The organism is Pseudomonas sp. WSY_20 (assembly GCF_043104335.1).
Classification (GTDB): Bacteria; Pseudomonadota; Gammaproteobacteria; order Pseudomonadales; family Pseudomonadaceae; genus Aquipseudomonas; species Aquipseudomonas parafulva_B.
The window spans coordinates 1-11536 of record NZ_JBICKP010000033.1 but is presented as its reverse complement, the minus strand read 5'-3'; the positions used below and the strand labels follow the sequence as shown (position 1 = coordinate 11536).

General features: G+C 59.3%; 7 protein-coding genes and 3 tRNA genes. 2 read left to right on the top strand and 8 right to left on the bottom strand.

Features of this window, described 5'->3' with window-relative positions; translation table 11 throughout:
- Positions 1-107: 107 nt before the first annotated feature.
- The 4 genes from ACF8E5_RS09565 to uvrB form a co-directional block, all read right to left on the bottom strand.
- Positions 108-183, bottom strand: a tRNA-Glu gene (locus ACF8E5_RS09565).
- A gap of 73 nt (positions 184-256) precedes the next feature.
- Positions 257-332: transfer RNA gene (locus ACF8E5_RS09560), tRNA-Ala, on the bottom strand.
- 272 nt (positions 333-604) lie between these two features.
- Positions 605-2086 (bottom strand): glutamate--tRNA ligase, encoded by a 1482-nt coding sequence (gene gltX, locus ACF8E5_RS09555; RefSeq protein ID WP_392475201.1) that lies wholly within the window; start codon positions 2084-2086, stop codon positions 605-607.
- Between the two features lie 175 nt (positions 2087-2261).
- Positions 2262-4277 carry an excinuclease ABC subunit UvrB gene (gene uvrB, locus ACF8E5_RS09550; protein ID WP_392475200.1) on the bottom strand — a complete coding sequence of 672 codons (2016 nt, stop codon included), beginning with the start codon at positions 4275-4277 and terminating at the stop codon, positions 2262-2264.
- Between the two features lie 282 nt (positions 4278-4559).
- Between uvrB and ACF8E5_RS09545 the strand changes: the two genes are divergently transcribed.
- On the top strand, positions 4560-5756 hold the full coding sequence (locus tag ACF8E5_RS09545; protein ID WP_392475199.1) for an amino acid aminotransferase: 1197 nt from the start codon (positions 4560-4562) through the stop codon (positions 5754-5756).
- 61 nt (positions 5757-5817) lie between these two features.
- A tRNA-Asn gene (locus ACF8E5_RS09540) sits at positions 5818-5893 on the top strand.
- A gap of 211 nt (positions 5894-6104) precedes the next feature.
- Here the strand turns inward: ACF8E5_RS09540 and ACF8E5_RS09535 are convergent.
- The 4 genes from ACF8E5_RS09535 to ACF8E5_RS09520 form a co-directional block, all read right to left on the bottom strand.
- Entirely contained in the window at positions 6105-9038 is a 2934-nt protein-coding gene (locus ACF8E5_RS09535; protein ID WP_392475198.1) for a dermonecrotic toxin domain-containing protein, read from the bottom strand.
- Between the two features lie 122 nt (positions 9039-9160).
- A complete protein-coding gene (locus ACF8E5_RS09530; protein ID WP_058637686.1) occupies positions 9161-9727 on the bottom strand; it encodes a DUF1285 domain-containing protein in 567 nt (188 codons plus the stop codon).
- Positions 9728-9736: 9 nt separating this feature from the next.
- The gene (locus ACF8E5_RS09525) at positions 9737-10342 is read right to left on the bottom strand and encodes a DUF4823 domain-containing protein (protein ID WP_058605556.1); all 606 of its coding nucleotides are present in this window, start codon (positions 10340-10342) and stop codon (positions 9737-9739) included.
- Between the two features lie 100 nt (positions 10343-10442).
- The gene (locus ACF8E5_RS09520; RefSeq protein WP_058605557.1) at positions 10443-11078 is read right to left on the bottom strand and encodes a TetR/AcrR family transcriptional regulator; all 636 of its coding nucleotides are present in this window, start codon (positions 11076-11078) and stop codon (positions 10443-10445) included.
- Positions 11079-11536: the final 458 nt, after the last annotated feature.

Genomic DNA, 11536 nt, shown 5'->3' with positions numbered 1-11536 from the left:
GAACCGCTGACCTCCTGCATGCCATGCAGGCGCTCTCCCAGCTGAGCTATAGCCCCAGATTTTTAGCCTCGCGGCCCAGCACTGCCGAAACAATGCTTGTATAAAACTGGCGTCCCCTAGGGGACTCGAACCCCTGTTACCGCCGTGAAAGGGCGGTGTCCTAGGCCACTAGACGAAGGGGACGAACCTTCTTACCTTCAAGAACGTGCTGCTGGTGCCCGTTCTACGTGCCAGCCATTGGCTGACAACAGGAATTTGGTGGAGCTAAGCGGGATCGAACCGCTGACCTCCTGCATGCCATGCAGGCGCTCTCCCAGCTGAGCTATAGCCCCACAGAGTCACGCTGAACCGATACGCTGGCTGGGTGCCTAGCATTTCGTTTATGTTCATCGCTGTGGACGGGGCGCATATTAAGTTCCAGGTGCAGGCCTGTCAAACTAAATCTTCAAAAAAACCAAAATTTTTTTCACAGATAACAATCACTTACCGCCCTGCCCCGCAATGTCGGCCGATCAGCAGGGTCAGAACAGTCTTCAGCCTTGGATCATTGCGCGCGAGACCGGCAGACCGTCATGGAAACGACAGCCTGCCCGCCTGCCTCATCTCAAGCGATGGTAGCCAGCTGCTTTTCCCATTCCTTGTTTTCTTTCTTGGAAACACCGCCCAGCAAATCCAATGCCTGACGCAGACGATAGCGGGTCAAGTCAGGGCCGAGGATTTCCATGGCATCGAGCACCGACACCGAGCTTGTCTGCCCAGTAATGGCGGCGAACATCAAGGGCATGGCGTCACGCAGCTTCAGTTCCAATGCATCGACCACGCACTGGATGCAACCGGTGATGCGCTCTTTCTCCCATTGACGCAGACTCTCTAGCTTCCACAGGATCAATTGCAACACCTGGCGCACCTGATCGGCCGACAACTTCTTGCTTTCGAACAGCTTGGCGTCAAGCTTCAGTGCGCCTTCGAAGAAGAACCCGCCCAGGGGCACCACCTGACTGAACGTTTCAACCCGGCCCTGCACATGCGGCGCGATCTTCATCATGTAGTCGCTGTTGAACGCCCACTTCTGCAGGCGCTGGGCAAAGGCCTCCACCGGGAGCTCACGCAGCCATTGGCCGTTGAGCCAGGAGAGCTTCTCGATGTCGAAGATCGGCCCGCCCAACGAAACGCGAGACAGGTCGAAATGCTCGACCATCTCGGCCAGCGAGAACTTCTCGCGCTCATCGGGCATGGACCAACCCATCCGGCCCAGGTAGTTGAGCATGGCCTCGGGCATGAAGCCCATGCGCTCGTAGAAGGTCACCGACGTCGGGTTCTTGCGCTTGGAAAGCTTGGACTTGTCCGGGTTACGCAGCAGGGGCATGTAGCACAGCTTGGGTTGCTCCCAACCGAAGTACTCGTACAACTTGATCAACTTGGGCGCCGACGGCAGCCACTCTTCACCGCGCAGTACGTGGGTGATGCCCATCAGGTGATCATCGACCACATTGGCGAGGAAGTACGTGGGCAGGCCATCGTTTTTCATCAACACTTGCATGTCCATGCGATCCCACGGGATCTCCACGTCGCCGCGCAGCATGTCCGGCACCACGCACACACCCTCGGTGGGCACTTTCATACGGATCACATGGGGCTCGCCTGCGTCCAGCCGGCGCTGCACTTCATCGGCGCTCAGCAGCAGTGCACGCCCGTCGTAACGAGGCGTCTCGCCGCGGGCCTGCTGTTCGGCGCGCATCTGCTCCAGCTCCTCGGCGGTGCAGAAGCAGTAGAACGCATGACCGGCGTCGACCAGCTGCTTGGCATACTGGGCGTAGATTTCACCGCGCTCGCTCTGCCGATACGGGCCATGCGGGCCACCCACGTCCGGGCCCTCGTTCCACTCGATACCCAGCCAACGCAAAGCATCGAAGATCTGCTGCTCTGACTCGCGCGTGGAGCGCAACTGATCGGTGTCTTCGATGCGCAGGATGAACTCGCCGCCGTGCTGCTTGGCGAAGCAGTAGTTGAACAGGGCGATGTAAGCGGTGCCGACATGGGGGTCGCCGGTAGGCGATGGCGCGATACGCGTGCGTACGGTGGTCATGGGAGTCTCGAACGGAAGATGAAACAAAGCCTCGATGTTAGCAGGTGGCGGGCACCGGGCTCCAGCGATGCGGTTAACCTGGGCCTGCCCTCATGATGCCGCGCCCTCGGTATGGCCTACCGTGGGGCGGCTTGCGTGCAGGGCGATGTCGCCTGCTCATGCAGGCCACCAGGCATCAACTTGCGATCAGGCGATCTCGCAGCTGGGAGATCTTGTCACGCAACTGGGCAGCGGCTTCGAACTCCAGGTCACGGGCATACTGCATCATCTTGTCTTCGAGCTGCTTGATACGCTTGGTGATCTCGCCTGGGGTGCGCAACTCGGCTTCGTAGCGCGCGCTCTCCTCTGCCGCCTTGGCCATCCCCTTGCGTTTTTTGCTACGAGCACCCGGGACGGTTGCACCTTCAAGGATATCGGTGATGTCCTTGACCACGCTCTTGGGCACGATACCGTGCGCTTGGTTGAAGGCGATCTGTTTTTCTCGACGCCGCTCGGTCTCGTCAATGGCCCGCTGCATCGAACCGGTGATGGCGTCGGCATACAGAATCGCCCGGCCATTGAGGTTGCGCGCAGCACGGCCAATGGTCTGGATCAGTGAACGTTCGGAGCGCAGGAAGCCTTCCTTGTCCGCATCCAGAATGGCAACCAGCGAAACCTCGGGCATGTCCAGGCCTTCGCGCAACAGGTTGATGCCGACCAGTACATCGAACGTGCCCAGCCGCAAGTCGCGGATGATCTCGACACGTTCCACGGTGTCGATGTCTGAGTGCAGGTAACGGACCCTTACGTCATGGTCTGCCAGGTAATCGGTCAAGTCCTCGGACATGCGCTTGGTCAATGTGGTGGCCAGCACACGCTCGCCCAGGGCCACACGCTTGCGGATCTCCGACAGCAGGTCGTCTACCTGGGTCAGCGCAGGGCGTATTTCGATCTGCGGGTCGACCAGACCTGTCGGACGCACTACCTGCTCGACGACGCGCCCAGCATGAGCCTCTTCGTAGGGGCCGGGCGTTGCGGATACGAAGATGGTCTGCGGACTGACGCTCTCCCATTCGTCGAAGCGCATGGGGCGGTTGTCCAGCGCCGACGGCAGACGAAACCCGTACTCCACCAGCGTTTCCTTGCGCGAACGGTCCCCTTTGTACATGGCACCCACCTGGGGAACGCTGACGTGCGACTCATCGATGACCAGCAGCGCGTCGGCGGGCAGGTAGTCATACAGCGTAGGTGGTGGTGCACCTGCAGGACGACCGGACAAATAGCGAGAGTAGTTTTCGATACCGTTGCAGTAACCCAGCTCCATGATCATTTCCAGGTCAAAGCGGGTACGCTGCTCAAGACGCTGGGCCTCCACGAGCTTGTTGGCCTTGTGCAGGTACTCAAGCCGGTCGGCTAATTCTTCCTTGATGCCTTCCACCGCCTGAAGCAGCGTTTCTCGCGGCGTCACGTAGTGGCTCTTGGGGTAGAACGTGAACCTTGGCAACTTGCGCAGGATTTCGCCCGTCAGCGGATCGAATGCGGCGATGTTTTCCACCTCGTCGTCGAACAGCTCGACGCGGATGGCTTCGAGGTCCGATTCGGCCGGATAGATATCGATGACATCCCCACGCACACGGAAGGTGGCACGGGCGAAGTCCATTTCATTGCGGGTGTACTGCAAGTCGGCCAGCCGGCGTAGCAGCGCGCGCTGGTCGAGCTTGTCGCCCCGGTCGATGTGCAGCACCATCTTGAGGTAGGTTTCAGGGCTGCCCAGGCCGTAGATGCAGGACACGGTGGTGACGATGATTGCGTCACGCCGTTCGAGCAGCGCTTTGGTGGCGGAAAGGCGCATCTGCTCGATATGGTCGTTGATCGAGGCATCCTTCTCGATGAAGGTGTCCGATGAGGGCACATAGGCTTCGGGCTGGTAGTAGTCGTAGTAGGAGACGAAGTACTCCACCGCATTATTGGGGAAGAAGGCCTTGAATTCGCCGTACAACTGTGCCGCCAGCGTCTTGTTCGGTGCCAGGACCAAAGTGGGGCGCTGCACCTGCTGGATCACGTTGGCGATGCTGAAGGTCTTGCCAGAGCCGGTCACGCCCAGCAAAGTCTGGTGCGCCAACCCCGCCTCGATGCCCTCGACCATTTGCCGAATGGCCTCTGGCTGATCGCCTGCTGGCTGGAACCGGGTGACGAGCTGGAACTCGGACATGTCGAACCTCGCGGTGCTGCACTGTAAATTTAGCCAGTAGTCTATACCCAAATGGGCACGCTGGGGGACGCTTTGAAGGCCCAACGGTGACCCCGTGTTACGGTGGACAGGGCAAAGGCTGCAAGGGTCGAAAATTTTTTGCGCAAATAGTCGTAAAAGCGGCGTCGCAGTGTCGCAGTGACCGTGCCGGATCACTATACTGACTCCCCGTTTGTGCCCCGCTTCAGTGCATTCGGCTGGAGCGGATACTCCCCTTACACTCCTATCCGAGCCAAGGTAACAATGAGCCTGTTTTCCGCTGTCGAGCTGGCACCCCGCGACCCTATCCTGGGCCTCAACGAAGCATTCAATGCCGACCCACGCACCGACAAGGTGAACCTTGGGGTGGGCGTCTACTGCAATGAGGAAGGCCGCATTCCGCTGCTGCGGGCCGTGATCGAAGCCGAGACCCAGCGTGCCGCCCAGCACGCCTCGCGTGGCTACCTGCCGATCGACGGCATCGCGACCTATGACCAAGCGGTGCAGAAACTGTTGTTCGGTGCCCAGTCCCCATTGCTGGCCGATGGCCGGGTGGTTACCGTCCAGGCAGTGGGCGGTACGGGCGCACTGAAGATCGGCGCCGACTTCCTCAAGCGCGTATCCCCCGAGGCCGTGGTCGCCATCAGCGATCCTAGCTGGGAAAACCACCGCGCGCTGTTCGAGTCAGCGGGCTTCCCGGTTCATACCTATCGTTACTATGACGCCCCGACCAACGGCGTGAATCGGGCTGGCATGCTCGAGGACCTCAAGGCGTTGCCCTCTGGCTCGATCGTGGTACTCCACGCCTGCTGCCACAACCCGACCGGGGTGGACCTGGACCTGGAAGACTGGAAGAACGTCCTGCAAGTGGTCAAGGCCAAAGGTCATGTGCCTTTCCTGGACATGGCCTACCAAGGCTTTGGAGACGGCATCGCCGAGGACGCCTTTGCCGTGCGCCTGTTTGCCGAGTCGGGCCTTGAATTCTTCGTCTCCAGCTCGTTCTCCAAATCGTTCTCCTTGTACGGTGAGCGCGTGGGCGCACTGTCGATCGTGACGGCGTCCAAAGACGAAAGCACCCGCGTCCTGTCCCAGGTCAAGCGGGTCATCCGTACCACCTACTCCAACCCGCCTACCCATGGCGCCACGATCGTTGCGACGGTGCTCAACAGCACAGAGTTGCGGCAGATGTGGGAAACCGAGCTGGCAGAAATGCGCGAGCGCATTCATGGTATGCGCAAGCAGATGGTCGAGTTGCTGGCCCATTATGGTGCCAAGCGCGACTTCAGCTTCGTGGGTCGCCAGGTCGGCATGTTCTCCTACTCGGGCCTGACCGTGGAGCAAGTCGCCCGGCTGAAGAACGAGTTCGGCATCTACGCACTGGACACTGGCCGCATAGCCGTGGCTGCGCTGAACCAGAGCAATATCCATGTGGTGACCAAAGCCATCGTTGAAGTGCTGTAACTGATTGATTTCGCAGGGGTGACTTGACTTACCCCTGCTGTTGAGTAAGATACGTGCACATTCCGCGATAGCTCAGTCGGTAGAGCAAATGACTGTTAATCATTGGGTCCCTGGTTCGAGTCCAGGTCGCGGAGCCAGATAATCAAGATCCTTCACAGGGTTTTGAGAAGAATCCAGAAACGCCGCTTTGAGGGATGCTGTCGAAACAGACATACCCAAAGCGGCTTTTTTGTGCCCGCTGTGGGTATGCCTGGGCTGGTGCTTATAGCTTGATCCGCGTGGCGTGGATACCGTTCAGGCGCTCAACTGGGTCCAAGGCCATAGACCTTTCTCCAGCGCATCGACTCATCACGTCAGCACATACTGCAACCCGTGATGCTCCAGCAGGGTACGCATTTCTCGCAGGCTGACGAGCCGTCGCTCACTGATCCACGGCCACTCCGGTCGCCGGACATGAAACCGCTCACCTTCCTGAGCGATGGGCGTATACACCAGCCCGCCCGTGCGGCTGCGATGCACCAACTGCAACTGCCCATCGGTGCTCTCGAACGTGAATGCGCCGGTATGCCTGAGCATGACCGACAGTTCCTCGCTGGCCGGCTTCGCCGCTTTAATCGGTACCTGCAGGCGAAGATCGCTCTTGACCCGGCGTACATCCATGGCCTCATCAATGGCCGCCAGTCCAGGATCGGCACCAATGCCGCCGGGCAGACCCACCTCAATATCCTCGACGCGCAAGCTGATTGCCCCCTGAAGTTCGCTTACGCCGTGCACACCTTCGAAATCGCTGGCGTGGCTATTCCCCACCAGCGCAACCCACCGGCTCGGGCCTCGCACCCCCTGGTCCGCCTCGATGATTTCATGCGCGTAAAAGTTCATCATTTGCTGGCGGATCACCGCCGATGGCGGGTCGGCCCAAGCCTGGCGATAACTGGCCATGCAGTCGATGGACTGGATACGGATACCGGCCTTCTGCGCCGCAATCAGCACGTTGCGAAACGAATAACGGCTCGCCAGATCGACCCCGTGACCTTCATCCAGATTATTCACATAGGTGCTCAACCGGGCGGGCATCTTGCCCGAGCGGTTGAATACATCAAGGTCAGCCTGATGGAAGTCGGTCATGAAATGCTCAACGTAGAGCACCTTGATTTTTTCGCGCCTGAGCATAGGCATGTTGTCTATCAGAAACTGCTTGCTGCCCAGCCCCGAATGACTTTCACCGATGACCAGCCCTTCGCTGTTCTGGTAGAGGCTGCGGATGATCAGCTTGGCGCTGGCATCACGAGGCAGAGTCGGTATTGCAGGCCGCGCGGGTGGTATGACATTTTCAAGATAGCCGACGGCGTCGGTTGCAAGCGCGTCGCGGCTGGCACGGAATGCCCGGTAGCTTGCTTCTACCTGAGGGTCTAAGCTGCTCATGATTCCACTCAGCGCGCGCTCCTCCCCCGGGGCATTGGCGGCGGCCTCAAGCAGAGGACGCGTTTCGCTCGGAATCTCGTAGGGCGTTGCAGGCAGAGACTGCACGGCAGGCGCATCGCTTCGCCACCCCCATGCCCCGAGCAATTTGCGGGGCAGCCCGCCACCCTGTAAACCCGAGCGCTGTAGAGGTTGCCACTGGCCGTCTGCTGTCATGCGGATGGGCAGGTTGCGATAGAACGAGTATGGATTCTCCGGGTCGATGACCACCCAGCTGCCCATCTGCTGCACAAAACGGACCTCGAAGGGTCGCTCGTCAATCAGCGCATAGAACTTGCCATTCTGCAGATAGATACCCTCCTGCCCGCCACTCCCAGGCTCAGCGCTGAGGATGATGTTGGTTTCAAAAGGCGCCAGCAGGTCGTGCTGGTCAACCGGCCGGAACGGTTCAGGTACCCAGGTTTCAATCTCGGCGGGTGTCGCGCAGGCCGCCTCCTCTTCCGGCGTGGCCAGGGTTTCGCCCTCAGGCACCTGTGGATCAATCAGCATTTGCTCGTCACCTACGCCTACGGCACCGGCCAGCATGGCGGTGTTGAACAGGGTGTCGATGGCGGCGAAGATTGCGCCGGTCACACCGGCCTGTCGCTCGCTCGTAGTATGACCGTTGACAGCCTGGTCGATGTTCAGCCCCATATCCGCAAGGCCTGCGCCGACCACCGCCAGTGCAATCGGCCAGTCGACCGCTGTCATGGGCCCTGCTACCTGGCCGAAGGCCTTGAGGTAGCCGATCCACAGTTGTCTACGCAGGTCAGCGTTGCTGCGCAGGGCGAACTGTGCGTCGTCGATCATGCGCTGGTGCGCGGCATCGCGCAGGTGGCTGAACACATCGCCCGACAGGGTCGAATCGAGCTGATTGAGGCACTTGTGATCATCACCGCCCCAATTGAAGAACAGTAGATCGATCAGGTGATTGAGGCCGAGGCGATCGTCTTTTTGGGCACGGCTGGACAATGGGAAGTGCGCCATGAAGCGCGCCCGGTTTTCGGCTTCGTTGGTATTGTTCAATACCCACCAGTAGAGGTCCTGACGCGTTGCGAAAAAGTGCAGGGCCTGCGTTTCACCTGGGGTGTACAGCAGTTGCGAACCATCCTCCAGCACAATGCGCAGAAAGTCGCTGGCAACGTGCCCGCCAATGTCGAAGGTACACACGCGATAACCGGCGGCTGGCGGTACAACTGCCTGAAGTTGCTCCAACGTGGGTGATGCGATATCAAGACCCGTCAGCGCCGTGGCGACACGGCGAACGAGCTGGGCCAACGCCGTACTGCTGTCGGCCGCGCACATCTCGATCACCTTGGCGAGGAAGTTGACCTTCGCCAGCACGCGAAAATGCTCAGCATGTTCTTGCCAGAACGCCTGGAGCCTATGGTGGAACTGGGCACTGAAGTCGACTTGCCAGAAATCCTCGAGCACAGCTTGGGGCTCCAAACGGATCTCATTGTGCTCGTCATAGAAACCGGGGCCAGGGCCATTACTGTAAAAGCCGGTCAGATAACTGAGCAGGTCGCTGTTGTCCTGGTCATGAACGTCGAAACGGTGCATGACCAACTGCGGCAGTGTGAAGGATTGGACTGGCGGGTCCAGGTGCTGCCAGCCGCTGAAGGTGCGAGGGCTGCTCTGGGCGGTATCGAAACGGTTGAGGTAGACCTGGTCAGGGTCTAGGTGCGACAAGTTGTGTTTTCTCAACAGCGCCACGGCGGTGTCCCGGGCCGACTGGCGCATATCAGGGCAGGCTGCCACAAGTGGAGCGGCGATGGCGCGTAGCTGGGATTCGGCGTGCGGGGACAGAATCTGCAGGCCCATGGTTAAGTTCCTCAAGGTGTATGAAGCCATGAGGTTGAGCCGTTACAATTTTTTGGAGCGCTAGTTATCAACCACCTTCCACACGGCCTTCATCCTCCGTGAAACGTGCGGTGAAGCGTAAGTCAGGAGTGATCCACCTGCCCTATGGGGTAGAACTCACCTCGGCTCCACACGCCCAGCCATTGCTGATCTGCGATTTGCCGGGTAACGGCCAACTCGACCAGCTGATAGAAGACATTGCGGTGAATCAACGCCTCAAGATTGCTGCGCATCAGCACATAAGGTGAAGGCGCTTGGGTGACGGGGTCAGTCACTACCCGCAGCGGGTGGTCAGGCCCTGCTTCGACCTGATCGTCCACATTGTTGGTGAAGCGCAACACCTGCTGCTCCCCCTCCCCCGTCACATCCAGGGCCACGGCCACGAACGGCGCGTCATCCACTTTGATGCCGACCTTCTCGACCGGCGTCACCAGAAAGTAATCATTCCCGTCGCGGCGGATGATCGAAGAAAAGAGCTTTACCATCGGTTTGCGGCCGATAGGCGTGCCCAGGTAGTACCAGGTCCCGTCCCGTGCGATACGCATGTCGATGTTGCCGCAGAAATCGGGATTCCAGAGGTGCACAGGCGGCAAGCCCTTGGACGTTGGTAGCTGCGTCAGCAGGTCATTGGCCTTGCCCGTCTCATTCATCGCAGTGCCTCACCGACTCATGCCAAGAAGGCTACGAGCGTACTCGCGCATGGGCGCCGCAAGCAAATCCCTGGGCGTCTGGTCATGGAACGTCAACAAACCGCCACGGCTTTTGATACGGACCGTGTCTATCAGGTAGCGGGTACTGGTTTCGATGAGCATCATCTGTACCACGCCGCTATCCCAACCCAGTCGGTCCACGGCCTGTTCGTCATACCACTCGTCCCCATTGCCGATGCGGTCATCGGTGCGAGCGAAACGGGTATAGAGCACGTAGTCGGCCCCAAATGAACGTGCCTGCGCGATCGCCTCTTCCAGACCCAGCGGTGCCTCGGCACGGCGTACCATCGGGAAATACTCGACGAAGCTTTTGAAGGCCTCTTCGGCCACCGCATTGTGCTGCGGAACAGGGCCTTTGCCGGGCGGCACGAATGCGCCTTGCCCAATGAAGATGAAGGAATCGGGCTGCAGTCGAATCGACAGCGTACGACGGGTATCGCTGTGATCCAGCAGGCCGGCATCGCTCATGTGATAGCGAACACCTTCCCCCATATCACTCACTTTCATGCACCCGCCCAACGCCGCAAGCGTCAGCACCAAGACCAGGCTCCGCATCATTCCTCCAGTGGCCGGCGTCAAAAAAGCCGGCGAATGGCTGACGAATGCAGCTTTTGCGCCAGCTTTGATTTGGTCGCCAGCGTGGGCCGGTGCTGACTCAATTGGCGGGGTCGGGGTCGCGCTTGCGTTTATTGCCCATGCGTACGCCGATGTCCATCAGGAACTGGAAGAAGCCTTCCTGATCTTCCAGCACATTGCTCCAGAACGGGGAGTGATAGAGCGCTACAGCCCCATGGACCAGTGCCCAGGCGGCGCAATAGTGGAAATAAGGGGGTACATCTTCAAGCTTGCCCTCACTGATGCGGCCTTTGATCAGTTGCGTGAGGCGATCGAAGTTGGAGGCGCGAATGCTATGCAGTTGCTCGACCAGTTCCGGCACCTGGTTACCCTTGACGACCTTCTCCTCCAGACGATCGAAGAGCCTGTAGCGTTGCGGGTCGCGCATGCGAAATTCGAAGTAGGCGCGCGACAGGGCTTCCTTGTCGCGGTCTACATCGGCCGAATGCAGCAGCTCATTGAGGTCGCGCTCATAGTCCAGCATCAGGCGCAGGTAGATTTCTGCCTTGGACTTGAAATGCTTGTAGATCGTGCCTTTGCCGATACCCACGGCGTCGGCGATCATTTCGACGGTGACGCTGTCCTCGCCTTGCTCGAGGAACAGCTTGAGGGCGGTGTCTAGGATTTCCTGTTCGCGACGGCGAAACTCACGGACCTTACGAGGTTCTTTCTGCATGGGAAGGACTGGCTGACGATCGAAGCGGATTATTATGCCTAACTTGCGCGAAATTGCACGGATCATCCGTGGTCATCTCGGTTTGTACTGGTGTGAGGGTGATCTCGATCGTTGGCAGCTTGGCCTGGGGTATTCCAAATCTGTTTAAAAAACGATCAGTTTTGGCTGGCATTGTGCGTAGCCTGGGCGATACTCAAAGGGTCGTCGCGGCGCATCCCCCCGAGTGACGCGGCGATAAAGGTACTCAGGGACCGCGTACCTTTGTTCTACTCCTAATGGTCTTAACCCGGATTCCTCCCCCAGAAGCCGGGTTTTTTTTGGGTAAGGTGTTTGAGGCAGGTCCCGCCATCTCCCCGCTACCCCTCTGCTCTTGCTTTGGCTCTTGCTTTGGCTCTTGCTTTGGCTCTTGCTTTGGCTCTTGCTTTTGATCTTCGCGACTTCAGAAGGCCGAACGCAGG

Coding starts and splice junctions, on each gene's coding strand:
- ACF8E5_RS09530 (WP_058637686.1), bottom strand. CDS start 9,727: ATGAATGAGACGGGCAAGGCCAATGACCTGCTGACGCAGCTACCAACG.
- ACF8E5_RS09545 (WP_392475199.1), top strand. CDS start 4,560: ATGAGCCTGTTTTCCGCTGTCGAGCTGGCACCCCGCGACCCTATCCTG.
- ACF8E5_RS09520 (WP_058605557.1), bottom strand. CDS start 11,078: ATGCAGAAAGAACCTCGTAAGGTCCGTGAGTTTCGCCGTCGCGAACAG.
- uvrB (WP_392475200.1), bottom strand. CDS start 4,277: ATGTCCGAGTTCCAGCTCGTCACCCGGTTCCAGCCAGCAGGCGATCAG.
- ACF8E5_RS09525 (WP_058605556.1), bottom strand. CDS start 10,342: ATGCGGAGCCTGGTCTTGGTGCTGACGCTTGCGGCGTTGGGCGGGTGC.
- gltX (WP_392475201.1), bottom strand. CDS start 2,086: ATGACCACCGTACGCACGCGTATCGCGCCATCGCCTACCGGCGACCCC.
- ACF8E5_RS09535 (WP_392475198.1), bottom strand. CDS start 9,038: ATGGGCCTGCAGATTCTGTCCCCGCACGCCGAATCCCAGCTACGCGCC.